Source organism: Rhizobium sp. NLR22b (assembly GCF_019685295.1).
In the GTDB taxonomy this organism is placed as follows: Bacteria; Pseudomonadota; Alphaproteobacteria; order Rhizobiales; family Rhizobiaceae; genus Rhizobium.
The window spans coordinates 146,657-171,547 of record NZ_JABDWM010000009.1 but is presented as its reverse complement, the minus strand read 5'-3'; the positions used below and the strand labels follow the sequence as shown (position 1 = coordinate 171,547).

Genomic DNA, 24,891 nt, shown 5'->3' with positions numbered 1-24,891 from the left:
CAGGAAGAACCCATGACTGCAATCACCGATATCATCGCCCGCGAGATCCTCGATAGCCGTGGCAACCCCACCGTCGAAGTCGACGTCTATCTCGAAGACGGCAGCATGGGCCGCGCGGCCGTTCCCTCGGGCGCCTCGACGGGCGCGCATGAGGCGGTCGAGCTGCGCGACGGCGGCAAGCGCTATCTCGGCAAGGGCGTCGAAAAGGCGGTCGAGGCCGCCAACACCGAGATCTTCGACGCGATCGGCGGCATCGACGCCGAAAACCAGATTCAGATCGACAACATCATGATCGAGCTCGACGGCACGCCGAACAAGTCGCGCCTCGGCGCCAACGCCATCCTCGGCGTCTCGCTCGCCGTCGCCAAGGCTGCCGCCCAGGCATCCGGCCTGCCGCTTTACCGCTACGTCGGCGGCGCTTCCGCCAGCCTCCTGCCGGTGCCGATGATGAACATCATCAACGGCGGCGCCCATGCCGACAATCCGATCGACTTCCAGGAATTCATGATCCTGCCGGTCGGCGCCGATTCGATCGCCGACGCCGTGCGTATGGGGTCGGAAGTCTTCCATACGCTTCGAAAGGAGCTTGCCGCGCAGGGCCACAACACCAATGTCGGTGACGAAGGCGGCTTCGCCCCCGGCCTGAAGAGCGCGCCCGAAGCCCTGGATTTCATCATGAAGTCGATCGAGAAAGCCGGCTACAAGCCGGGCGACGACATGTGCCTCGGCCTCGACTGCGCCTCGACGGAATTCTTCAAGGACGGCAAGTATGTTCTCGAAGGGGAAGGCCGTACGCTCGAATCGGGCGCCATGGCCGAATATCTCGCCGAGCTCGCCGGCAAATACCCGATCATCTCGATCGAGGACGGCATGGCCGAAGACGACTGGGACGGCTGGAAGGCGCTGACCGATCTGATCGGCAAGAAGACCCAGCTCGTCGGCGACGATCTCTTCGTCACCAACTCCGCCCGCCTTCGCGACGGCATCCGCATGGGCGTCGCCAACTCGATCCTCGTCAAGGTCAACCAGATCGGCTCGCTGACGGAAACCCTCGACGCCGTCAACACGGCGCATAAGGCGGCCTATACCGCGGTCATGTCGCACCGCTCCGGCGAAACCGAAGATTCGACCATCGCCGATCTTGCCGTTGCCACCAACTGCGGCCAGATCAAGACCGGTTCGCTGTCGCGTTCCGACCGTCTCGCCAAGTACAATCAGCTGATCCGCATCGAGGAAGGCCTCGGCCCCCAGGCCCAGTATGCCGGCCGCTCGATCATCAAAGGCTGATCGTTCCGATTTTCAACGGCTCGACCCGCGCCTCCCGGCGCGGGTTTTTTCGTGCGCGCTTTCTACGGTCAATGAACGGTTAATCTCTGCGCGTTATGCTGAGCGAATTGGTAATGCGTTCAAGAGCATGCGTGTATGTGGACAAAGCATCATAAGAAGAGAAAGCTCGGCCGCTTCGTCATTCCGGCCATGACGGTCGCCTTCCTTTCCTATTTCGGTTATCATTGCATCCATGGCGATTATGGCCTGCGGGCGACGGAGACGTTCGAGCGTCAGCGCGTCGCGCGCGAAAGGGAGCTTGCCGTCCTTAAGGCGAAGCGCGAACATCTGGAAAGCCAGGTCGCGCTGCTGAGTGATGGCTCGCTCGACAAGGATATGTTGGACGAAAAGGCGCGATATCAGCTGAATATGTCGCGCGCGGACGAGATCGTCATTTTCAACCATTATTCCAATTAACCGAAATCGGGTTAATTGGAATTCCCGATTTGTTTTCAATGATTTAGCGCCGAATACGAGCCATGCAATTATGGCATTGCTGTGGTCATATTTCTTCCCTATGGTACGCGCCACCGAGAAACGACAAACCCATAGGGAGGGTTGAATGGCGCCGCGAAAGACCGCGACCGTTTCCAGCCGCAAAACTGCAGCAAAACCAGCAGCCAAAGCATCGAATGGAGGCCCGGTAGCCGACTTCGATCGGGATGAGGAACTCAAGGCCTATCGCGAGATGCTACTGATCCGCCGCTTCGAGGAGAAGGCCGGTCAGCTTTACGGCATGGGCTTCATCGGCGGCTTTTGTCATCTCTATATCGGTCAGGAAGCCGTCGTTGTCGGCATGCAGATGGCACAGAAGGAAGGCGATCAGGTCATCACCGCCTATCGCGACCACGGCCATATGCTGGCAACCGGCATGGAGGCGCGCGGCGTCATGGCGGAGCTGACCGGGCGCCGCAGCGGCTATTCCCACGGGAAGGGCGGCTCGATGCACATGTTCTCGAAAGAGAAGCATTTCTACGGCGGTCACGGCATCGTCGGCGCCCAGGTTTCGCTCGGAACGGGGCTTGCTTTTGCAAACCACTACCGCGGCAACGGCAATGTCGCCATCGCCTATTTTGGCGACGGCGCTGCCAACCAGGGCCAGGTCTACGAGAGCTTCAACATGGCGGCGCTCTGGAAGCTGCCGATCGTCTATATCGTCGAAAACAACCGTTACGCCATGGGCACCTCGACCGCCCGTGCCACCGCCCAGTCGAACTATTCGCTGCGCGGCTCCGGTTTCGGCATTCCCGGCATTCAGGTCGACGGCATGGACGTTCGCGCCGTCAAGGCGGCGGCCGACGAGGCGCTAGAACATTGCCGCTCCGGCAAGGGGCCGATCATTCTCGAAATGCTGACCTATCGTTATCGCGGCCACTCCATGTCCGATCCGGCGAAATATCGCACGAAGGAAGAAGTGCAGAAGATGCGCTCCGAGCAGGACCCAATCGAGCAGGTGAAGGCGCGCCTCATTGAAAAGGGCTGGGCTTCCGAAGACGATCTGAAGGCGATCGACAAGGATGTCCGCGACATCGTCGCCGACAGCGCCGACTTCGCCCAGGCCGATCCGGAGCCGGATGCATCCGAGCTCTATACCGACATTCTGCTTTAATCGGGGAGGGAACCCATGCCTATCGATATCCTCATGCCCGCCCTCTCTCCGACCATGGAAGAAGGCACGCTGTCCAAATGGCTGAAGCAGGAAGGTGACAAGGTCACTTCAGGCGACGTCATTGCCGAAATCGAGACCGACAAGGCGACGATGGAAGTCGAAGCCGTTGACGAAGGCATCATCGGCAAGCTGCTGGTCGACGCCGGCACCGAAGGCGTCAAGGTCAACACCAAAATTGCCGTGCTGCTGCAGGACGGCGAATCCGCTTCGGATATTTCCGCCAAGCCGGCCGCCGCCGCTCCGCAGGTGGCCCAGGAAGAAAAGCCGACCAACACCGGTTCGGCCTCAGCGCCGCTTCCGGCCGAGCCGAAGGCTGTCGTTCCGAATGACCCGGAAATTCCAGCTGGCACCGAAATGGTGTCAATGACCGTGCGTGAAGCGCTGCGCGACGCCATGGCCGAAGAAATGCGCGCCAGCGACGACGTCTTCGTCATGGGCGAGGAAGTCGCCGAATATCAGGGCGCCTACAAGGTCACGCAGGGCCTGCTGCAGGAATTCGGCCCCCGCCGCGTCATCGATACGCCGATCACCGAGCACGGCTTTGCCGGAGTCGGCGTCGGTGCCGCCATGGCCGGCCTTCGCCCGATCGTCGAATTCATGACCTTCAACTTCGCCATGCAGGCGATCGACCATATCATCAACTCGGCCGCCAAGACGCTGTATATGTCTGGCGGCCAGATGGGCGCTCCGATCGTCTTCCGCGGCCCGAACGGTGCCGCCGCACGCGTCGGCGCCCAGCACAGCCAGGACTATGCCGCCTGGTACAGCGCCATCCCCGGCCTGAAAGTCGTCATGCCCTACACGGCATCCGACGCCAAGGGCCTGCTGAAGGCGGCAATCCGCGACCCGAACCCGATCATCTTCCTCGAAAACGAAATTCTCTACGGCCAGCACTTCGACGTGCCGAAGCTCGATAATTTCGTGCTGCCGATCGGCAAAGCGCGCATCCATCGCCCGGGCAAGGACGTCACGGTCGTGTCCTTCGGCATCGGCATGACTTATGCGACGAAGGCGGCCGCCGAGCTCGAACAGCTCGGCATCGATGTCGAACTGATCGATCTTCGCACCATCCGCCCGATGGATCTGCCGACCGTTATCGAATCGGTAAAGAAAACCGGCCGCCTCGTCACCGTCGAGGAAGGTTATCCGCAATCATCCGTCGGCACCGAAATAGCCACCCGCGTCATGCAGCAGGCCTTCGACTATCTCGATGCGCCAATCCTGACGATCGCCGGTAAGGACGTGCCGATGCCTTACGCCGCCAATCTCGAAAAGCTGGCCCTTCCGAATGTCGGCGAAGTCGTCGATGCGGTGAAGGCCGTTTGCTACAAATAAGGGGAGGGTATTTCGATGCCGATCAATATCACGATGCCCGCCCTCTCTCCGACCATGGAAGAAGGCAATCTTTCCAAGTGGCTGGTCAAGGAAGGCGACACGGTCAGGTCTGGCGATGTCATCGCCGAGATCGAGACCGACAAGGCGACGATGGAAGTCGAAGCCGTCGATGAAGGCACGGTTGCCAAGCTGGTCGTTCCGGCCGGCACCGAAGGCGTCAAGGTCAACGCGCTGATTGCGGTTCTCGCCGCTGACGGTGAGGATGTCGCCGCCGCCGCAAGCGGTGCCGGCTCCGCCGCGCCGGCCAAGGCTGAAGCCGCACCCGCTCCGAAGGCAGAGGCTGCACCGGCGAAGGCTGAGTCCGCTCCGGCTGCCGCCGCTGCACCGGCATCGGTTTCGGCAGGCGGTAACCGCACCTTCTCTTCGCCGCTCGCCCGCCGTCTCGCCAAGGAAGCCGGTATCGATCTTTCCGCTGTCGCAGGCTCCGGCCCGCATGGGCGCGTCATCAAGAGCGATGTCGAAGCCGCCGTTGCCGGCGGTGGCGCCAAGGCTGCGCCGGCTCCGGCCGCTGCTGCTTCCGCTCCGCAGGCCGCTCCGGCCCCGGCCGCTGCAGCGCCGAAGGGCGCTTCCGAGGAAGCCGTGCTCAAGCTCTTCGAACCGGGTTCTTATGAGCTCGTGCCGCATGACGGCATGCGCAAGACGATCGCCCGGCGCCTGGTCGAATCCAAGCAGACGATCCCGCATTTCTACGTCAGCGTCGATTGCGAGCTCGATGCTCTGATGGCGCTGCGCGCTCAGCTGAACGATGCGGCCCCGCGCAAGGACAATGCCCCGGCCTACAAGCTCTCGGTCAACGACATGGTCATCAAGGCCATGGCGCTGGCGCTGCGCGATGTTCCGGATGCAAACGTCTCCTGGACCGACAGCAACATGGTCAAGCACAAGCACGCCGATGTCGGCGTCGCCGTCTCGATCCCCGGCGGCCTGATCACGCCGATCATCCGCAAGGCCGAGCAGAAGACGCTGTCCGTCATCTCTAACGAGATGCGCGATCTCGGCAAGCGGGCCAAGGACCGCAAGCTGAAGCCCGAGGAATACCAGGGCGGCACCAGCTCGGTCTCGAATATGGGCATGATGGGCGTCAAGAACTTCGCAGCCGTCGTCAACCCGCCGCACGCGACGATCCTCGCGGTCGGCGCCGGCGAGCAGCGGGTCGTCGTCAAGAACGGCGAAATGGCGATCGCCACGGTCATGAGCGTTACGCTGTCGACCGACCATCGCTGCGTCGACGGTGCGCTCGGCGCCGAGCTGCTCCAGGCCTTCAAGGGCTACATCGAAAACCCGATGGGCATGCTTGTCTGATAGCGAAGCGGAGGCGGAAATGACCAAGACCGTTCTTTGCTATGGCGACTCGCTGACCTGGGGTTATGACGCCGAGACGATCGGCCGTCATGAGTACAAGAATCGCTGGCCGAGCGTGCTTCAGGCAGCGCTCGGCAGCGAGGCGCGCGTCATCGCCGAAGGCCTGAACGGTCGCACGACCGCTTTCGACGATCACCTCGCCGATTGCGACCGCAACGGTGCGCGGGTTCTGCCGACGATCCTGCAGACACATGCGCCGCTCGATCTCGTCATCCTGCTGCTCGGCACCAACGACATGAAGCCGGTTGTTGCCGGTTCGGCCTTCGCCGCATGCCAAGGCATCAGCCGCCTCGTGCGGCTGATCCGCAATCATGCCTGGCCCTTCGAATTCGACGGGCCGGAGATCCTGATCGTGGCGCCGCCGGCGATCTGCGCGACGGGCAATGTGCCTTTCGCCGCCTCCTTTCCCGGCGGCATCGAGGAATCTGCCAAGCTCGCGACACTCTACCGTGACCTTGCCGACGAACTCGGCTGCGGCTTTTTCGACGGCAACTCCGTCGCCAAGACCACGCCGATCGACGGCATTCATCTCGATGCGGAGAACACGCGTGCGCTCGGGCGCGGCCTGGAATCGATCGTGCGGATGATGCTGGGGATCTGAGGATATGACCGCCTTCATCGCCCTGCGGCAGGCCTCACGGCGCGATGCCTCGGAGCTGGCGATCCTGGCGGATATCGCATCGCATGGGTTTGCCTCCTGGCTCTGGTTTGCCGATGTGGCGAATGGCGTCAGCGACACGCCGTTAGAGCGGGGGCGGCTGAAAATGAGTGAGGAGCAGGCTGTCGGCGGCTGGCGGGATGCTGTGATCGCCGAGGCTTATGGCGAGGTCGCCGGTGTGGCGATCGGCCATGCGCTCGATGAAGGCATAGGCGATATCGAGGCGACGATCCCGGCGACAGAGCCGATGCTCGCCTTGCAGAAGACGGTGGTGGGAAGCTGGTTCATCGGCAGTCTCGGCGTCTATCGCCATCTGCGCGGCATCGGCATCGGGCGCAGGCTGCTGGACGATCAGATCGAAAGGGCGGATTACCGCCCGGTCAGTCTCATCACCGCAAGTGATAACGAGGCGGCTCTGTCGCTTTATGGAAGAAACGGATTTCTGGAGGCTGCGCGTGCCGATGCCGTGCCGCTCTTCGAAAACAGCAAGAGACACGCGTGGGTGCTCATGACCCGCAGCGCAGCGTAACAAAAGGGCAGGAAACACATGGCTGAATCCTACGACGTCATCATCATTGGCTCCGGTCCGGGCGGCTATGTCGCCGCCATCCGCGCCAGCCAGCTCGGCCTCAAGACCGCGATCGTCGAGCGCGAGCATATGGGCGGCATCTGCCTGAACTGGGGCTGCATTCCGACAAAGGCGTTGCTGCGTTCGGCCGAGGTGCTCGATCATGCCAATCACTTCAAGGATTTCGGCCTCGTTCTCGAAGGCACGGTCAAGCCGGACGCCAAGGCCGTCGTCGGCCGCTCGCGCGCCGTTTCCGCCCGTCTGAATGCCGGCGTCGGCTTCCTGATGAAGAAGAACAAGATCGACATCATCTGGGGCGAAGCGAAGTTGACGAAGCCCGGCGAGATCGTCGTCGGCAAGTCGTCGAAGCCTGTTGTCGAGCCGCAGCACCCGCTGCCGAAGAACGTCAAGGGCGAGGGCACCTATACCGCCAAGCACATCATCATCGCGACCGGCGCCCGCCCGCGCGCGCTGCCCGGCATCGAGCCGGATGGCAAGCTGATCTGGACCTATTTCGAAGCGCTGAAGCCGGACGCGCTGCCGAAGTCGCTGATCGTCATGGGCTCGGGTGCGATCGGCATTGAATTCGCCAGCTTCTACCGCTCGATGGGCGTCGACGTCACGGTCGTCGAAGTCATGCCGACCATCATGCCGGTCGAGGATGCCGAAATCACCGCCATCGCCCGCAAGCAGCTGGAAAAGCGCGGCCTCAAGATCTTCACCAGTGCCAAGGTGACCAAGGTCGAGAAGGGTGCGGGAAGCATCACGGCGCATGTCGAGACGTCGGACGGCAAGGTGCAGCAGATCACCGCGGACCGGATGATTTCGGCTGTCGGCGTTCAGGGCAACATCGAGAACCTCGGCCTCGAGGCACTCGGCATCAAGACCGACCGCGGCTGCGTCGTCGCCGACGGTTACGGCAAGACCAATGTCGCCGGCATCTATGCGATCGGCGACGTCGCCGGCCCGCCGATGCTGGCGCACAAGGCCGAGCATGAAGGCGTCGTCTGCGTCGAAAAGATCGCCGGGCTGCCGAATGTTCATCCCACAGACAAGGGCAAGGTTCCCGGCTGCACCTATTGCAACCCGCAGGTCGCTTCCGTCGGTTTCACCGAAGCCAAGGCCAAGGAACTGGGCCGCGACATTCGCGTCGGCCGCTTCTCCTTCGCGGCGAACGGCAAGGCGATCGCGCTCGGCGAAGACCAGGGCATGGTGAAGGTGATCTTCGACAAGAAGACCGGCGAGCTGCTCGGCGCCCACATGGTCGGCGCCGAAGTTACGGAGCTCATCCAGGGCTTCGTCGTCGCCATGAACCTCGAAACGACCGAGGAAGAGCTGATGCATACGATCTTCCCGCATCCCACGGTTTCGGAAACCATGAAGGAAGCGGTGCTCGATGCCTATGGCCGTGTGCTGAACGCTTGAGAATTTCGGGGCCGCCCTTTTTTGCCGGAGCGGGAAGTCGCTCCGGTCGGGTGGAAAAAGCGAAAGGAAATCATCATGTCTATGGAGACGCAGGCGTTGCTGGTGTTTTTGCTGATCGGTCTGGTTGCGGGCTTCCTGGCAAGTCTGGTCGTCGGTGGCGGCGGCCTGGTCAGATGCCTGCTGAGCGGCATCATCGGCGCCTTCGTCGGCGGTTATCTGTTCAGCGCGCTCGGCATTTCGCTGGGCATTGAAAACGCGCTGGTCGTGCAGATCATCCACGCCACGGTCGGCGCCATCATCGTGGTGCTGGTCGCAAGGGCGGTCGCGTAGCGCAGTTTGAGGTCAGGACAGGCATGGAAGGCGTGGGCTGGATTTCGGCAATCATCATCGGCGGACTTGCAGGCTGGCTCGCCGGCAAGCTGATGGATGCCCGATACGGGATTTTCCTGAACATTGTGCTCGGCATCGTCGGCTCGGTCGTCGCCACCGCCATCCTCGCCCAGTTTCACGTTCAGCTGGCCGGCGGACGGCTCGGCTATTTCGTGACGGGTTTCCTCGGCGCCTGCCTGCTGATATTCCTTGCGCGACTGGTGCGGCGCTAGATCGCGACGCGCTATAGAGACTGTGCCGCATAGGGCGGCGGAAAGCTGATACTGTAATGGTGACCATTCTCGACACGATCAATCCTGACGCCAAGCGCGTACGCCATCCGGAGAAGGCGCATCGGCCGGATACGGAAGTCATGCGCAAGCCGGACTGGATCCGCGTCAAGGCGCCGACCTCCAAGGGATATGCGGAGACGCGGGCGATCGTGAAGGAGCACAAGCTCGTCACCGTTTGCGAGGAGGCCGGCTGCCCGAATATCGGCGAGTGCTGGGACAAGAAGCACGCGACCTTCATGATCATGGGCGAGATCTGTACCCGCGCCTGCGCCTTCTGCAACGTCGCGACCGGCAAGCCGAACGCGCTCGACATGGCCGAGCCCGAGAACGTCGCCAAGGCCGTCAGGGAGATGGGCCTCAGCCACGTCGTCATCACCTCCGTCGACCGCGACGATCTCGAAGACGGCGGTGCCGAACATTTCGAGAAGGTGATCTGGGCGATCCGCGCGGCCTCGCCGGCAACGACGATCGAAATCCTGACGCCCGACTTCCTGAAGAAGCCGGGTGCCTTGGAGCGCGTCGTCGCCGCCAAGCCCGACGTCTTCAACCACAACATGGAAACGGTTGCCGGCAACTATCTGACGGTTCGCCCCGGCGCCCGTTATTTCCATTCCATCCGGCTCTTGCAGCGGGTGAAGGAACTCGATCCCGCCATGTTCACCAAGTCGGGCATCATGGTCGGCCTCGGCGAGGAGCGTAACGAAGTGCTGCAGCTGATGGACGACCTGCGCACCGCCGATGTCGACTTCCTGACGATCGGCCAGTACCTGCAGCCGACCCGCAAACACCACAAGGTCGAGAGCTTCGTCACCCCGGACGAGTTCAAATCCTACGAAACCGTCGCCTACAGCAAGGGCTTCCTGATGGTCGCCTCCAGCCCGCTGACCCGTTCTTCCCACCATGCCGGCGATGATTTTGCCCGGCTGAGAGCGGCGCGTGAGAAGAAGTTGTTGCTGGCGGCTGAGTAAGGTTTGGGTGCTGCCAAGCTCTCTCTCGTCATGCTCGGGCTTGTCCCGAGCATCTGCAACCGATCGATAGGGCAGCAGATCCTCGGCACAAGGCCGATGATGACGTCGAGTAGGGTGGGGAGGTTAGGCAACAAACTGACTGCGGTGGATTTTGCCAAGGTTTTCTTTGGGCAGCCAATGAATATCATATCCGGATTGAAATCGACGCTGGCCGATGCCGATCGCATCCTGGTGATCGGTTGCCCTGGCAGCGGAAAGAGCACGCTTGCAAGGGGGCTCTCGCGAAAGCTCGATCTTCGCTACATTTCCATGGACCGCGACTTCTACTGGCTGCCGGGCTGGAGAAAGAGGCCGCGCGACGAGATTGACCGTCTTATCGCCGATGCCGTGACGGAAGAGCGCTCGATCATGGATGGAACCGGCCTCAATTCCTTCCATCTCCGGCTGCCGCGCGCCGAGGCCGTGATTTGGCTTCGTCCGTCAAGATATGCGTGTCTGTTTGGCGCCGTCTCAAGAACGTTTCGTTATTTTCGGCGTAACCGTCCCGAACTGCCGGCCGGCTGTCCTGAGCGCATCTCGCTGGATGCGCTTGCCTATATCTGGAATTTCGAGCGGGACGCCGTGCCACTGATCGAAGCCGCACTTCGGGATTATGTCGCCGGAGCGCCGAACGCGGCCTTGGCAACCAGGTTCTTCAGCTAAAATCCCGCCGCCAGATGCGCGAACTCCTTGATCTTCTGGGCGCGCCCGCTTAAGTGCCGCCTATGCCGCAGTTCGAAACGCACCGATCCGTACCGCATACGCCCGACCAGATGTTCGATCTCGTTGCCGATGTCGAGCGTTATCCCGAATTCCTGCCGCTCTGCGAAGCGCTTTCCGTCAGGAGCCGCAAGGAGCGCGACGGCAAGATCCTGCTCCTGGCCGACATGACGGTTGGTTATAAGGCGATCCGCGAGACCTTCACGACCCAGGTGTTGTTGAACCGAGCCGAACACGTCATCGAAGTCAAATATATCGATGGTCCATTCAAATATCTGGACAACCGGTGGCATTTCGCCGAGACCCCGGCCGGCGGCTGCACGATCAATTTTTTCATCGACTACGAGTTCAAGAGCCGCATTCTGGGCGCGCTGATGGGTTCGATGTTCGACCGCGCCTTCCGCATGTTCACCGAAGCCTTCGAGACAAGAGCGGACAGGATCTACGCCACGGTGTGACGGACGATCGCAGCCGCGTCAGTCGACGAGCAGCGAATGCACCATCTCCAGCGCCGTCTTGACCGTGGCCAGCCGCACCGCGCTGCGGCCGATATCGCCGTAAAGCATTTTTCGATGAATCAGTGCGCCGGTGCGCGATCTGGCGGCGAGATGCACGAGCCCGACCGGTTTTTCCGACGACCCGCCGCCGGGGCCGGCAATGCCCGTGACGGCGACGGCAATCGTGGCGCGCGAGCGGAAGAGGGCGCCATGCGCCATCTGCCGGGCGGTCTCTTCGGAGACCGCACCGAAACGAAGCAATGTTTGTTCCTGCACCCCGAGCAGCTCGACTTTGGCTGCATTCGTATAGGTGACGAATCCCCGGTCGACGACGGCGGATGAACCGGATATCTCCGTCAGTGCCCCGGCGATCAGCCCGCCGGTGCAGGATTCGGCGGTCGAGACCATCTGCCCCGACGCGGTGAAATCGCGGATGATCGCCTCAGCCGCCGAAATTATATCCGGGGGGAAAAGGCTCATCATTTCCTCCCGCGATAGACGACGGTCGCCGTGGCGATTGCCGCGATGCCTTCGCGCCGGCCGACGAAGCCGATCTTCTCGTTGGTCGTCGCCTTGACCGAGCAGCGTTCGAGATCGATGCCGAGATATTCCGACAGTCTTGCCCGCATGGCCTCGCGATACGGGCCGACCTTCGGCGCCTCGGCGATCAGCGACACGTCGGCATTCATGATCGTGCCGCCGCGCTCGCGTACGATCCGGGCGGCATGCTCGATGAAGATCTTCGAGGCCGCGCCCTTCCATTGCGGGTCGGACGGCGGGAAGTGATCGCCGATATCGCCGGCGCCGCAGGTGGCGAGCAGGGCGTCGGTCAGCGCATGCAGCGCGACGTCGGCGTCGGAATGGCCTTTGAGCTTCTGATCATGCGGAATGAACACGCCGCAGAGCGTCACACCATCGCCCGGCTCGAGCTGGTGCACGTCATAGCCGTTGCCGGTGCGCACGTCCGGAAGCAGCGAGGCCGAGAGTTTGTCGTCGGCCATAGCGATATCGCGCTTGACCGTCAGCTTGACGTTGTCGGGCGTGCCCGCGACGATCGTCACCGGAATGCCCGCCCATTCGGCGATCGAGGCGTCGTCGGTGAAATCGCTTCGCCCGCTGGCCGCCGCCTTCTCATGCGCGCCGAGGATGGTTTCGAAGGCGAAGGATTGCGGTGTCTGCGCCGCGTAGAGATGCTCGCGCGAGACCGTCGTCAGCACGGTGCCGGCGCTGTCGGCGCGTTTCAGCGTATCGGTGACCGGCATGGCCGGCAGCACCGCCTGCGCGCCGTCGCCGAGGCGCTCGGCAATGCGGCCGAGAAGCCCATGGTCGAAGAAGGGCCGCACCGCATCGTGGATCAGCACATGGCTGACATTCTTGTCCTTGAGATATCGAAGGCCGGCAAGCACGGATTGCTGTCTGGTCGCGCCGCCATGCACCGTTTCGATCGGTGTCGCCGAGACGACGTGGCACAGCGCCGTCGCAAACAGCGCCTCGTCATCGGGATGAATGACGACGACGATCTCAGCTGCCGGCTCCCATGTCATGAAGTTTTCAAGCGTATGCGCGATAACCGGCTTGCCGCCGATCATGCGATATTGCTTGGGGCCTTCCGTGGAGGATCCGGCGCGCTCGCCGCGGCCGGCGGCGACGATGACAATCCCAGCCGATATTGGTTGCTTGGACGGCATTTGCAGCATAAATCCCCTAAATTATGCGGAATTGACCGGAGTGCTCTAACCCCTTGCTTTGGCCTTTTCCAGCATCTGCCCGAAAAATATCGATTCCGATCCGAGCCCCCTTGGCAAAGGCATCGATCTGTGGCTAAAAATAATGCAGTTCCATGGTGTGCCTGAAAGATAATCATTTGATTTGCAAGAATCTCGCAGCGCCTTTCCGAATCGGACCCGTTTCCGTGCGGAACCGCGTTGTGCTGGCGCCGATGTCCGGCGTCACGGATATGCCCTTCCGTGAGCTTGCCTGGCGCTTCGGTGCCGGCCTCGTCGTCACCGAGATGGTGGCGAGCCGCGAGCTGGTCAACGACACCGCCGAATCCTGGTCGCGGCTGAAGGCTGCTGGCTTCCGGCCGCATATGGTGCAGCTCGCCGGGCGCGACGCGCATTGGATGGCGGAAGCGGCGAAAATCGCTGCCGATCATGGCGCCGATATCATCGACGTCAATATGGGTTGTCCGGCAAAGAAGGTGATCGGCGGCTATTCCGGCTCGGCGCTGATGCGCGATCCCGATCACGCGCTCAGCCTGATCGAGGCGACGGTCAAGGCCGTCGACATTCCGGTGACGCTGAAGATGCGCCTCGGCTGGGACGAGAATTCCATCAACGCGCCCGACATTGCGCGCCGCGCCGAGGCGGCCGGCATCCAGCTCGTGACCATTCATGGCCGCACCCGCATGCAGTTTTACGAAGGCCGCGCCGATTGGGAAGCGATCGGCGCTGTCCGCCAGGTCATCTCCATTCCGCTGATCGCCAATGGCGACGTCGAGACCGCCGACGACGCGCAGGAAATCCTGCGCCGGTCCGGCGCCGATGCCGTCATGATCGGCCGGGGCTGCCAGGGCAGGCCGTGGCATGCCGGCGTGCTCGCCGGAGTGGCGGAGCCGCGACGCCAAGAGATTGCCGATATCGCCGTCGAACATTACCGGATGATGCTCGACTTCTACGGCGAGGCGGTGGCGATCCGCCATGCCCGCAAGCATCTCGGCTGGTATCTCGAGCGTTTTGCTCCCGCGCTTGCCGGTGGCGAGAAGGCAGACATCATGACCTCGCGTGACCCGCGTGAGGTAGCCGGGCGCCTTTATGACGCGCTGGCTGCAGGTGCGCTCGATAGCCGGGAGGCGGCATGAACAAGGATATGACCTCTCCGCCCGACTACGCCGGCGGAACCGTTGCCATGGCCGTGCTGAACGCCATCCAGAACCCGGTCGTCATGGTCGACGAATCCGGTTTCGTCGCCTTCGCCAATTGGGAGGCGGAGGCCTTTTTCGGTGCCAGCGCCTCGCATCTGGCGCGATACCGGATCTCGACCTTCATTCCCTTCGGCAGTCCGCTGCTCGCCCTGATCGACCAGGTGCGTGAGCGCAAGGCGCCGGTGAACGAATACCGCGTCGATCTGAGTTCGCCGCGCCTCGGCCAGGACAAGCTCGTCGATCTCTATGTCGCCCCGGTGCTGAGCGAGCCCGGCGCCGTCGTCATCGTCTTTCAGGAACGCTCGATGGCCGACAAGATCGACCGGCAGCTGACGCACCGCGCCGCCGCCCGCTCGGTGACCGGGCTTGCCTCTATGCTGGCCCATGAGATCAAGAACCCGCTCTCCGGCATCCGCGGCGCCGCCCAGCTGCTCGAACAATCCGTCATCGACGACGACCGGGCACTGACCCGGCTGATCTGCGACGAGACCGATCGCATCGTCTCGCTGGTCGACCGCATGGAGGTCTTTTCCGACGAACGCCCGGTCGACCGCATGCCGGTCAACATCCATTCCGTGCTCGATCACGTGAAGGCGGTCGCCAAGGCGGGGTTTGCCCGCAATATCCGCATCACCGAGAGTTACGACCCGTCGCTGCCGGCGGTCTATGCCAATCGCGACCAGCTCGTTCAGGTCTTCCTCAACCTGGTGAAGAACGCCGCCGAAGCGGTCGGCGATCGGCCGGATGGCGAGATCATGCTGACGACGGCCTATCGTCCCGGCATCCGTCTTTCGGTCGCCGGCACCCGCGAAAAGATCTCGCTGCCGCTGGAATTCTGCGTCCACGACAATGGCCCCGGCGTTCCTGCCGACCTGCTGCCGCATCTCTTCGATCCCTTCATCACCACCAAGACGAATGGCAGCGGCCTCGGCCTGGCGCTGGTCGCCAAGATCATCGGCGATCACGGCGGCATCATCGAATGCGACAGCCAGAACAGCCGCACGACTTTCCGCGTTCTCATGCCGGCGTCGAAGGACGCCTCGCTCGAGGATGCTTCTTCCGCAAGCTCGACAGGACCTTCTCGATGACAGCCACGATCCTCGTTGCAGATGATGATGCCGCCATCCGCACCGTGCTCAACCAGGCGTTGAGCCGCGCCGGTTATGACGTTCGCATCACCTCCAACGCCGCAACGTTGTGGCGCTGGATCTCGGCGGGTGAGGGCGATCTTGTCGTCACAGACGTGGTGATGCCGGACGAGAACGCCTTCGACCTGTTGCCGCGCATCAAGAAGGCCCGTCCGGATCTGCCTGTCCTCGTCATGAGCGCCCAGAACACCTTCATGACCGCCATCAAGGCCTCCGAGAAAGGCGCTTACGACTATCTGCCGAAGCCCTTCGACCTGACAGAACTCATCGGCATCATCGGCCGGGCGCTCGCCGAGCCGAAGCGCAAGCCCGCCAAGCTCGAAGAGGATATGCAGGACGGCATGCCGCTGGTCGGCCGCTCGGCGGCGATGCAGGAAATCTACCGTGTGCTCGCCCGGCTGATGCAGACCGACCTGACGCTGATGATCACCGGCGAATCCGGCACCGGCAAGGAGCTCGTCGCCCGCGCATTGCACGATTACGGCAAGCGCCGCAACGGCCCCTTCGTGGCGATCAACATGGCGGCGATCCCGCGCGACCTGATCGAATCGGAACTCTTCGGCCACGAGAAGGGCGCCTTCACCGGCGCGCAGACCCGCTCGACCGGCCGCTTCGAACAGGCCGAAGGCGGCACGCTGTTTCTCGACGAAATCGGCGACATGCCGATGGACGCCCAGACCAGGCTTCTGCGCGTGCTGCAGCAGGGCGAATACACCACCGTCGGCGGCCGTACGCCGATCCGCACCGATGTGCGCATCGTCGCCGCCACCAACAAGGATCTGAAGCAGGCGATCAATCAGGGCCTGTTCCGCGAGGATCTCTACTATCGCCTCAACGTCGTGCCGCTGCGCCTGCCGCCGTTGCGCGACCGCGCCGAGGACATTCCCGATCTCGTGCGCCATTTCATTCAGCAGGCCGAGAAGGAAGGGCTCGGCTCCAAACGCTTCGATCAGGAAGCGCTGGAGCTGATGAAGGCCTATGCCTGGCCGGGCAATGTGCGTGAGCTGGAAAATCTCATCCGCCGGCTGATGGCGCTTTATCCGCAGGATGTCATCACCCGCGAGATCATCGATGCCGAGCTGCGCTCCGACGTGCCCGACAGCCCGATCGACAAGGGGCCGATCCGCAGTGGCTCGATGACGATCGCCCAGGCGGTCGAGGAGAACATGCGCACCTATTTTGCGAGCTTCGGCGACAACCTGCCGCCGCCAGGCCTCTATGATCGCGTGCTGACCGAATTGGAATATCCGCTGATACTCGCTGCGCTCACGGCAACGCGCGGCAATCAGATCAAGGCGGCCGACCTGCTCGGCCTCAACCGCAACACCTTGCGCAAGAAGATCAGGGAACTCGGCGTCTCTGTTTACAGAAGCTCCCGCACCGCCTGAAAAAAAGGCGGTGGGCTCCTCGTTTGCCCACCGCCACTCCTCCCCAGTATCCGCCGCCACGGTCGGGAACAAAACCTAATCTATCCAAGCTCGGTCGCGGTTTGTATCTGCGCCGGCAAACAAAATCGCAGTGTCATTCAATGGTCACATAGTATTTGTGAGCTATTATTTGCCGTGTACCAAATGTCATTGAAGTTGCTGCGGTCATCGGCGCCGGGCCTGTGGATAAGCTGTGGATAACTGGTGGATGGCATGGCTCGATCAACGGGCGAGAGCATTCCCAAAACCGCTCGCATGTTGCCTATCTGTTCCGAATCTCGTCATCTGCCGCTGCTGCTGTCGACTTCCGCCGCAATTGTCGTCGCCCGCATGCCATGGGCGCTCCGGCTGATGCCGTGGAGCGCCCTTTTCTTTACGGTCGGGCTGACCAGAGCCGCGGCATCGTGTTTCAGGCGGCCAATTTAGCGGGCTGCGCCTCGTATATCCGTGCGGGCGCCATAGATTAGACCGATCGATCGCTGATCGAATGTGATGTCGAGGCCGGTAAATTGTCGGCCCATGTTCTAACCTGCGGGAGCTGCGTGATGGAATATCGTCGTTTGGGAAAATCGGGCCTGAAGGTGAGCGAGTTCTCCTTCGGCTCATGGGTCACTTTCGGCAAGCAGGTGAATGGCGGCGACGCTGTCGACCTCATGCGGCTTGCCTATGATAACGGGGTGAACTTCTTCGACAATGCCGAAGGCTATGAAAGCGGCAAGTCGGAGATCGTCATGGGCGAAGCGCTCAAGTCACTGGGCTGGAGCCGAGACAGCTTCATCGTCTCGAGCAAGGTCTTCTGGGGAGGTGAGAAACCGACGCAGCGCGGCCTGTCGCGCAAGCATGTGACCGATGCCTGCCATGCGGCGCTGAAGCGGCTTCAGGTCGATTACCTCGATCTCTATTTCTGCCACCGCCCTGATATCGACACGCCGGTCGAGGAAACGGTCCGGGCCATGCACGATCTCGTCGCCCAGGGCAAGGTGCTCTACTGGGGGACGTCCGAATGGTCTGCCCAGCAACTGACCGAAGCCTACGCCGTTGCCCGTGACCTGCGCATCACGCCGCCCACGATGGAGCAGCCGCAATACAACATCTTCGAACGCCAGAAGGTCGAGGCCGATTATCTCCCGCTCTACGAACTGCTCGGCCTTGGCACTACGATCTGGTCGCCGCTCGCCTCCGGCGTCCTGACCGGCAAATACAATAACGGCGTGCCCGCCGACAGCCGCATGAATCTGCCCGGCTACGAATGGCTGAAGGAAAAATGGTCGAGCGATGCCGGCCGCGCTCAGCTCCGACAAGTCGGCGAACTCGCAAAACTCGCGGACGAGATCGGTTTATCGATTACCCATCTCGCGCTTTTGTGGTGCCTCGCCAATCGCAACGTCTCGACCGTCATTCTCGGCGCCTCGCGCGCCAGCCAGCTGCAGGATAATCTCGCGGCCCTTTCGCACAGGCACAAGCTGACCGCTGATGTGTTGGAGCGCATTGATGCGATTGCCGGAAACAAACCGGAAGAACCGCGTCGCTTCTAAACAGTCGCCAAAACTGTGACGCTGCGGGTGCTTCGCCTTGACAACATGACGAGGCGCGTTGCATTTTCGCCACAATGCGTTGCTTAAAGGTCACGCAAGGGTTTTGGACATTTCGCTCCCGATCGAGTCGTTCCGACGCTGGCTCTACTGAGCCGGCGTTGTTTGGTTTCGATCAGATGGCGGGACGGCGGATGCCGTCTGAAGAGAGGCCGAATGACGCAGGATGGGGTAGCGCCGGCGGCGGCGGCCGAGGCGGTGACGACGGTGACCGATCGCCGCGCGCTTTTCGCCGTGCCCGGCCTCGTGCTCGCAGGCGGCGCGCTGCTCTGCGCCACGATCACACTCTTCATACTGCTTGGCCTGACGCCGATCGCGCCGACCTCGCATGTCGTCATCACCTCGGTGATCGTCAATTCCTTCTTCGTCCTGACACTGCTGGCGCTGATCGCCCGGGAGGTGGCAAGGCTGCTCAAGGCGCGCACCCGGGGCAGGGCGGCTGCGCGCCTGCACATTCGTATCGTCGTGCTCTTCTCGATCGTCGCGATCACGCCGGCGATCCTCGTCGCCATCTTCGCCAGCATTACGCTGAATGCCGGCCTCGATCGCTGGTTTGCGCTGCGCACCCAGTCGATCGTCAGCTCGTCGCGCAATATCGGCCAGGCCTATATGATGGAGAACGCCAGCTACCTGCAGGGGCAGACGGTGTCCATGGCCAACGACCTGGAGCGCAACCGCGCCCTTTACAGCCTCGACAGGACAGGCTTTGCCGAACTGATGACGCGCCAGGCAAGGGGCCGCGGCCTGCTCGGCGCCTTCCTTGTCGAAAGCGACGGTTCGGTGGTCGTACAGGCCGATATCGCCACGGAAAAACCGTTGCCGGCCATTCCGCAGGATGCGCTGGAAAAGGCAGCGGCCGGCCAGCCGACGCTGATCCCGCCCGGAGTCACCAACCTCGTCGGCGCCATCATCAAGCTCGATGCCATCCAGGGCACGTTTCTCTATACGGTGCGGGCCGTCGATCCCAAGGTCATGGGCGCCATGCGCATGATGGAGGAAAACGCCACCGAATACCGCTCGATGGAGGCCAACCGCTTCTCACTGCAGATCGCCTTCGCCGTGCTCTACATCGGCTTCGCGCTGATCGTGCTGCTTGCGGCGATCTGGACGGCAATTGCGGTCGCCGACCGCATCGTGCGGCCGATCCGGCTGCTGATCACCGCGGCTGACAGCGTTGCATCGGGCAATATGGATATTGTCGTGCCGGTGCATGCCGTCGATGGCGACGTCGCCAATCTGTCGCGCACCTTCAACAAGATGATCTCGGAAATCCGCAGCCAGCGCGACGAGATCCTCGAAGCCAAGGACGAGGTCGACGATCGTCGTCGCTTCATCGAAGCGGTGCTGTCGGGCGTGACCGCCGCCGTCATCGGCGTCGAACAGGATCGCCGCATCGCCATCGTCAACAGTTCGGCCGAGACGCTGATGTCGCTGTCGGCCGACGAGATGCTCGGCAAGCAGCTCGCCGACATTGCGCCCGAGGTCGATCAGGTGCTGACCGAGGCGGCGGTGCGTCATCGCGGCGATTTCCGCAAGCAGATCGCGCTCGTGCGCGGCGGCACGGTGAGAACACTGAGCGTGCAGGTCACCCGCGAGGAAGTGCGCGACATGAGCGAATCCTACGTGATCACGCTCGACGATATCACCGATCTCGTCATCGCCCAGCGCTCGACTGCCTGGGGTGACGTGGCAAGGCGCATTGCCCATGAGATCAAGAATCCGCTGACGCCGATCCAGCTGTCCGCCGAGCGCATCCAGCGCCGCTACGGCAAGCAGATCAACCAGGACGACCGCACCGTCTTCGATCAGTGCACGGATACGATCATTCGCCAGGTCGGTGATATCGGCCGCATGGTCGACGAATTTTCCGCTTTCGCCCGCATGCCCAAGCCGACCAAGGAGCCGAGCGACCTGCGCGATATCCTGCGCGACGCGATCTTCCTCCGCGAGATGGGCAATCATCACGTCACCTTCCTCTCGGAGTTCGGCGATAAGCCGCTAGAGGGCCTGTTCGACAGTCGCATGCTCGGCCAGGCGTTCGGCAATCTTATCAAGAATGCCGTGGAATCGCTGGAAGCCGTTCCGAGTGACGAACGGGACGAGCGCAAGGTTCTCGTGCGCGCCGCGCTCGATGTGGCCCGCGACCGTTTCACCGTCGACGTGATCGACAATGGTCGCGGTCTGCCGGTGGAAAACCGCCACAGCATTCTGGAACCCTATATGACGATGCGCGAGAAGGGCACCGGCCTCGGCCTCGCCATCGTCAAGAAGATCATCGAGGAACATGGCGGGCAGCTCGAGCTGCACGATGCGCCCGCCGATTTTGACCGGGGAAGAGGGGCCATGATCCGCGTGCATCTGCCGCGCCTGGAGCCAGCGCCCGCCGCTCCCGCAGCCAATGACAAGGAAAGCGCTTATGGCCTCTGATATTCTCGTCGTCGATGACGAGCACGATATTCGCGAGATCGTTTCCGGCATTCTCTCCGACGAAGGTCATGAGACACGCACGGCCCATGACAGCGACAGCGCACTGGCGGCGATTTCCGATCGCGTGCCGCGGCTGATCTTCCTCGATATCTGGATGCAGGGCAGCAAGCTCGACGGCCTGTCGCTGCTGGATGAGATCAAGACCCGTCACCCCGATCTCCCCGTCGTGATGATCTCCGGCCACGGCAACATCGAAACCGCGGTCTCGGCGATCAAGCGCGGCGCGTTCGATTTCATCGAAAAGCCCTTCAAGGCCGACCGGCTGATTTTGATCGCCGAGCGCGCGCTGGAAAATTCCAAGCTCAAGCGCGAGGTTTCCGAGCTGAAACGGCGCACCGGCGACGCCTTGGAACTGATCGGCACTTCGGTCGCCGTCTCGCAGCTGCGCCAGACGATCGAGAAGGTGGCGCCGACCAACAGCCGCATCATGATTCTCGGCGCGTCCGGCTCCGGCAAGGAGCTGGTAGCGCGGATGATCCACAAGAAGTCGGCCCGTGCCAACGGCCCCTTCGTGGCGCTCAACGCCGCCAATATCACGCCCGATCGCATGGAAGTGGCGCTCTTCGGCACCGAGGGAACGCCGGGCCAGGCGCGCAAGATCGGCGCACTCGAGGAGGCCCATCGCGGCATCCTCTATCTCGACGAGGTCGGCGAGATGCCGCGCGAGACGCAGAACAAGATCCTGCGTGTGCTGGTCGATCAGCAGTTCGAGCGGGTCGGCGGATCCAAGCGCGTCAAGGTCGATGTCCGCATCATTTCCTCGACGGCCTATAATCTCGAAAGCCGCATTGCCGAAGGCTGGTTCCGCGAGGATCTCTATCATCGCCTGGCCGTCGTGCCGGTGCGCGTGCCGCAGCTTGCCGAGCGCCGCGAGGATATTCCCTTCCTCGTCGACCAGCTGATGCGCCAGATATCGGAACAGGCCGGCATCCGTCCGCGCCGCATCGGTGATGACGCCATGGCGGTGCTGCAGGCGCATGACTGGCCGGGCAATATCCGCCAGCTGCGCAACAACATCGAGCGGCTGATGATCCTTGCCCGCACCGACGGCCCGGATACGCCGATCACCGCGGACATGTTGCCGACCGATCTCGGCGACATGCTGCCCAAGGTTTCGGCCAAGAACGATTATCACATCATGACGCTGCCGCTGCGCGAAGCCCGCGAGATGTTCGAGAAGGATTATCTGATCGCCCAGATCAATCGCTTCGGCGGCAATATCTCGCGCACCGCCGAGTTCGTCGGCATGGAGCGCTCGGCGCTGCACCGCAAGCTGAAGTCGCTCGGCGTCTGATCATACCGGCGCGGCAACGCCGCGCCCGGTCTCTCTCACATCTCGAAGACCAGGTTTCCCATGCCGAGAATCGCCTATGTGAACGGCCGCTACGTCAAGCATTCCGATGCCAGCGTGCATATCGAGGACCGCGGCTATCAGTTCGCCGACGGGGTCTACGAAGTGTGCGAGGTGCGTCACGGCTATATCGTCGATCTCACCCGCCATCTGAACCGTCTCGACCGTTCGCTCGGGGAGCTCAGCATCGCCTGGCCGATGAGTCGGGCCGCGCTGACGCAGGTTATTCGCGAGACGCTGCGCCGCAATCATGTGCGCAACGGGCTTTTCTACCTGCAGGTGACGCGCGGCGTCGCTCGCCGCGACCATGTCTTCCCAGCCGAGGGTACGCCGCCCTCGCTTGTGATCACCGCCAAGAGCACCGACCCGAAGATCATCGCGGCCAAGAACGCCAACGGCATCAAGGCGATCACCGTCACCGACAACCGTTGGGACCGCGTCGACATCAAATCCGTCGGCCTGCTGCCCAATGCCATGGCCCGCCAGCAGGCCAAGGAAGCCGGTGCCCAGGAGGCGATCTATGTCGATGGCGACGGCATGGTGAAGGAAGGGGCGGCGACCAATGTCTGGATGGTCGATTCGGGTGGAACGCTGGTGACGCGGCCGGCCGAACACGGCATCCTGCGCGGCATCACCCGCACCACATTGATCGACGTGGCCGCCAGGCTGGGCTTGAAAATCGCCGAGCGGAATTTCTCCGTTTCCGAAATGCTCGCAGCCCGCGAGGTCTTCCTGACGGCAGCGACAAGTATCTGTTTTCCGGTCGTTTCCGTCGATGGCCTGCCGATCGCCAACGGCCATCCCGGCAGCATCTCGCAGAAAGTCCGCGAAGCCTTTTTCGACGTTGCGGAAAAGATTGCGATTTGATACCAAGATTTGCTGGACCGGTGGAATGAGGGTGCTGCCGGTCTCGCATGGAGAGGTTGATTGATATTCTACCGGCCAACTCGGGTCGGCAATAAAGAAAGAAGCGGCGCGATGGCGGAACGTTCTCAGAATCTGCAGGACTTATTTCTCAATACTGTTCGCAAGCAAAAGATTTCCCTGACAATCTTTTTGATCAACGGCGTGAAACTCACGGGTGTTGTTACCTCTTTCGACAATTTCTGTGTTCTTCTTCGCCGTGACGGCCACTCGCAGCTGGTGTATAAGCATGCGATCTCGACGATCATGCCGGGTCAGCCGATGCAGATGTTCGAGAGTGAAGAAGCCGCGTCCTAACAGGATCAGCCGTCATTTCGACACGCGATACCAAGAACGATTCGATCATCCCTGAGGCCGCCAAGCACAGGGACGACATGCGCGCGACTGTCGTCGTGCCGGTTCTGAAATCGCGCAGCCGCGGCGGCCAGACGGAATCGGCCTCGACCCGAACGCCGGAAAGCCGGCTCGAAGAAGCGACGGGCCTTGCCCAGGCGATCGACCTCGATGTCGTCAACGGTTCGATCGTGCCGGTCAATGATCCGAGACCGGCGACCCTGCTCGGCACCGGCAAGATCGAGGAGATCAAGGCGCTGCTCAACGAGCGCGATTCCGGTCTCGTCATCGTCGATCATCCGCTGACCCCGGTGCAGCAGCGCAATCTCGAAAAAGAATGGAACGCCAAGGTCATCGACCGGACCGGCCTAATTCTTGAAATTTTCGGCCGCCGTGCCTCCACCAAGGAAGGCACGCTGCAGGTCGATCTCGCCCATCTGAACTATCAGAAGGGTCGACTGGTGCGCAGCTGGACCCACCTTGAACGCCAGCGCGGCGGCGGCGGCTTCATGGGCGGCCCCGGCGAAACCCAGATCGAAGCCGACCGGCGGCTCTTGCAGGACCGCATCATCAAGCTCGAACGCGAGCTGGAACAGGTCGTGCGCACCCGCCAGCTCCATCGCGCCAAGCGCCGCAAGGTGCCGCATCCGATCGTCGCGCTCGTCGGCTACACCAATGCCGGCAAATCGACCCTGTTCAACCGCATCACCGGTGCCGGCGTGCTGGCCGAAGACATGCTCTTTGCCACGCTCGACCCCACGCTTCGTCGCATGAAGCTGCCGCATGGCCGCACCGTCATCCTGTCCGACACCGTCGGCTTCATCTCCGACCTGCCGACCCACCTCGTCGCCGCCTTCCGTGCCACCTTGGAAGAGGTGTTGGAAGCCGATCTCATCCTGCATGTCCGCGACATGTCCGATCCAGACAACCAGGCGCAGAGCTCCGATGTGATGCGCATCCTCGGCGACCTCGGCATTGATGAGGCCGAAGCGGAGAAGCGGCTGATCGAGGTCTGGAACAAGATCGACCGGCTGGAGCCTGAGGTCCACGATGCCATGGTGCAGAGGGCGGCGGGCGCCAGCAACGTTGTCGCCGTCTCGGCCGTCAGCGGCGAGGGCGTCGATACGCTGATGGAGGAGATCAGCCGCAGGCTTTCCGGCGTGATGACCGAAACGACGATCCGCCTTTCCGTCGACAAGCTGGCGCTGCTGCCCTGGCTCTACGACCACGCGATCGTCGACGGCCGCGAGGACAATGAGGACGGCTCGATCACGCTCGATCTGCGCTTGTCGGAAACCGAGGCGGCCGAACTCGAGCGCCGCATCGGCAATGGGCCGAAGGCTTCGAAGGAAGATTGGGAGCGGTAAGGCGGCTTTTTCCTTCTCGCCAGGGGGCCGAAGGACGGGTCGAGACCCGC

24 protein-coding genes are annotated in these 24,891 nt (G+C 62.4%); 22 read left to right on the top strand and 2 right to left on the bottom strand.

The annotated features are described in order from the left end of the window. The first annotated feature begins 12 nt into the window (after positions 1-12). The 13 genes from eno (at position 13) to HJC00_RS16650 (ending at position 11,250) form a co-directional block, all read left to right on the top strand. Positions 13-1,287, top strand: coding sequence for a phosphopyruvate hydratase (gene eno / locus HJC00_RS16710; RefSeq protein WP_210631501.1), 1,275 nt, complete (start codon positions 13-15; stop codon positions 1,285-1,287). A 135-nt stretch (positions 1,288-1,422) separates the two neighbouring features. Continuing rightward, positions 1,423-1,743 carry a septum formation initiator family protein gene (locus HJC00_RS16705; RefSeq protein ID WP_064802306.1) on the top strand — a complete coding sequence of 107 codons (321 nt, stop codon included), beginning with the start codon at positions 1,423-1,425 and terminating at the stop codon, positions 1,741-1,743. A 145-nt stretch (positions 1,744-1,888) separates the two neighbouring features. Further along, a complete protein-coding gene (gene pdhA / locus HJC00_RS16700) occupies positions 1,889-2,935 on the top strand; it encodes a pyruvate dehydrogenase (acetyl-transferring) E1 component subunit alpha (protein ID WP_011425209.1) in 1,047 nt (348 codons plus the stop codon). A gap of 15 nt (positions 2,936-2,950) precedes the next feature. Further along, on the top strand, positions 2,951-4,330 hold the full coding sequence (locus HJC00_RS16695; RefSeq protein ID WP_210631500.1) for a pyruvate dehydrogenase complex E1 component subunit beta: 1,380 nt from the start codon (positions 2,951-2,953) through the stop codon (positions 4,328-4,330). Positions 4,331-4,345: 15 nt separating this feature from the next. After that, the gene (locus HJC00_RS16690) at positions 4,346-5,692 is read left to right on the top strand and encodes a pyruvate dehydrogenase complex dihydrolipoamide acetyltransferase (protein WP_210631499.1); all 1,347 of its coding nucleotides are present in this window, start codon (positions 4,346-4,348) and stop codon (positions 5,690-5,692) included. A gap of 19 nt (positions 5,693-5,711) precedes the next feature. Continuing rightward, positions 5,712-6,353, top strand: coding sequence for an SGNH/GDSL hydrolase family protein (locus tag HJC00_RS16685; protein WP_012483686.1), 642 nt, complete (start codon positions 5,712-5,714; stop codon positions 6,351-6,353). Between the two features lie 4 nt (positions 6,354-6,357). Continuing rightward, a complete protein-coding gene (locus tag HJC00_RS16680) occupies positions 6,358-6,939 on the top strand; it encodes a GNAT family N-acetyltransferase (RefSeq protein ID WP_210631498.1) in 582 nt (193 codons plus the stop codon). Positions 6,940-6,957: 18 nt separating this feature from the next. Then, the gene (gene lpdA, locus HJC00_RS16675) at positions 6,958-8,403 is read left to right on the top strand and encodes a dihydrolipoyl dehydrogenase (protein WP_210631497.1); all 1,446 of its coding nucleotides are present in this window, start codon (positions 6,958-6,960) and stop codon (positions 8,401-8,403) included. A 75-nt stretch (positions 8,404-8,478) separates the two neighbouring features. Further along, entirely contained in the window at positions 8,479-8,733 is a 255-nt protein-coding gene (locus tag HJC00_RS16670; RefSeq protein ID WP_221164377.1) for a GlsB/YeaQ/YmgE family stress response membrane protein, read from the top strand. Between the two features lie 23 nt (positions 8,734-8,756). Further along, entirely contained in the window at positions 8,757-9,005 is a 249-nt protein-coding gene (locus HJC00_RS16665) for a GlsB/YeaQ/YmgE family stress response membrane protein (protein ID WP_088683956.1), read from the top strand. 56 nt (positions 9,006-9,061) lie between these two features. After that, positions 9,062-10,033: a lipoyl synthase gene (gene lipA / locus HJC00_RS16660; protein WP_221164376.1), complete on the top strand. Its 972-nt coding sequence runs from the start codon at positions 9,062-9,064 to the stop codon at positions 10,031-10,033. Positions 10,034-10,210: 177 nt separating this feature from the next. Further along, positions 10,211-10,735, top strand: coding sequence for an AAA family ATPase (locus HJC00_RS16655; protein WP_221164375.1), 525 nt, complete (start codon positions 10,211-10,213; stop codon positions 10,733-10,735). 62 nt (positions 10,736-10,797) lie between these two features. Next, positions 10,798-11,250, top strand: a complete 453-nt coding sequence (locus tag HJC00_RS16650; protein ID WP_221164374.1) for a type II toxin-antitoxin system RatA family toxin — start codon at positions 10,798-10,800, stop codon at positions 11,248-11,250. Positions 11,251-11,268: 18 nt separating this feature from the next. Here HJC00_RS16650 and HJC00_RS16645 read toward each other — a convergent pair whose 3' ends face one another. Together HJC00_RS16645 and HJC00_RS16640 are read right to left on the bottom strand one after the other, a co-directional pair. Continuing rightward, on the bottom strand, positions 11,269-11,772 hold the full coding sequence (locus HJC00_RS16645) for a CinA family protein (protein WP_210631493.1): 504 nt from the start codon (positions 11,770-11,772) through the stop codon (positions 11,269-11,271). Then, positions 11,769-12,986 (bottom strand): bifunctional 2-C-methyl-D-erythritol 4-phosphate cytidylyltransferase/2-C-methyl-D-erythritol 2,4-cyclodiphosphate synthase, encoded by a 1,218-nt coding sequence (locus HJC00_RS16640; RefSeq protein ID WP_221164373.1) that lies wholly within the window; start codon positions 12,984-12,986, stop codon positions 11,769-11,771. Before HJC00_RS16640 ends, HJC00_RS16645 begins: the two co-directional genes overlap by 4 nt. Positions 12,987-13,129: 143 nt before the next feature. On the opposite strand from HJC00_RS16640, the gene dusB reads away from it, so the two are divergent. The 9 genes from dusB (at position 13,130) to hflX (ending at position 24,841) form a co-directional block, all read left to right on the top strand. Continuing rightward, positions 13,130-14,149 carry a tRNA dihydrouridine synthase DusB gene (gene dusB / locus HJC00_RS16635; protein WP_221146569.1) on the top strand — a complete coding sequence of 340 codons (1,020 nt, stop codon included), beginning with the start codon at positions 13,130-13,132 and terminating at the stop codon, positions 14,147-14,149. Further along, the gene (locus HJC00_RS16630) at positions 14,146-15,300 is read left to right on the top strand and encodes a nitrogen regulation protein NR(II) (protein WP_210631490.1); all 1,155 of its coding nucleotides are present in this window, start codon (positions 14,146-14,148) and stop codon (positions 15,298-15,300) included. Before dusB ends, HJC00_RS16630 begins: the two co-directional genes overlap by 4 nt. Continuing rightward, on the top strand, positions 15,297-16,748 hold the full coding sequence (gene ntrC / locus HJC00_RS16625; RefSeq protein WP_210631489.1) for a nitrogen regulation protein NR(I): 1,452 nt from the start codon (positions 15,297-15,299) through the stop codon (positions 16,746-16,748). The genes HJC00_RS16630 and ntrC overlap by 4 nt, the downstream gene beginning before the upstream one ends. A gap of 584 nt (positions 16,749-17,332) precedes the next feature. Continuing rightward, the gene (locus HJC00_RS16620) at positions 17,333-18,322 is read left to right on the top strand and encodes an aldo/keto reductase (RefSeq protein WP_210631488.1); all 990 of its coding nucleotides are present in this window, start codon (positions 17,333-17,335) and stop codon (positions 18,320-18,322) included. Positions 18,323-18,535: 213 nt separating this feature from the next. Beyond that, the gene (locus HJC00_RS16615; protein WP_221164372.1) at positions 18,536-20,806 is read left to right on the top strand and encodes a PAS domain-containing sensor histidine kinase; all 2,271 of its coding nucleotides are present in this window, start codon (positions 18,536-18,538) and stop codon (positions 20,804-20,806) included. Next, entirely contained in the window at positions 20,796-22,160 is a 1,365-nt protein-coding gene (locus HJC00_RS16610) for a sigma-54 dependent transcriptional regulator (RefSeq protein ID WP_210631486.1), read from the top strand. Before HJC00_RS16615 ends, HJC00_RS16610 begins: the two co-directional genes overlap by 11 nt. A 60-nt stretch (positions 22,161-22,220) precedes the next feature. Then, positions 22,221-23,084, top strand: coding sequence for a D-amino-acid transaminase (locus HJC00_RS16605; RefSeq protein WP_221155003.1), 864 nt, complete (start codon positions 22,221-22,223; stop codon positions 23,082-23,084). A 111-nt stretch (positions 23,085-23,195) separates the two neighbouring features. Beyond that, entirely contained in the window at positions 23,196-23,438 is a 243-nt protein-coding gene (hfq, locus tag HJC00_RS16600) for an RNA chaperone Hfq (RefSeq protein ID WP_003539403.1), read from the top strand. Between the two features lie 77 nt (positions 23,439-23,515). Next, positions 23,516-24,841, top strand: coding sequence for a GTPase HflX (gene hflX, locus HJC00_RS16595; RefSeq protein WP_221164371.1), 1,326 nt, complete (start codon positions 23,516-23,518; stop codon positions 24,839-24,841). Positions 24,842-24,891 lie beyond the last annotated feature (50 nt).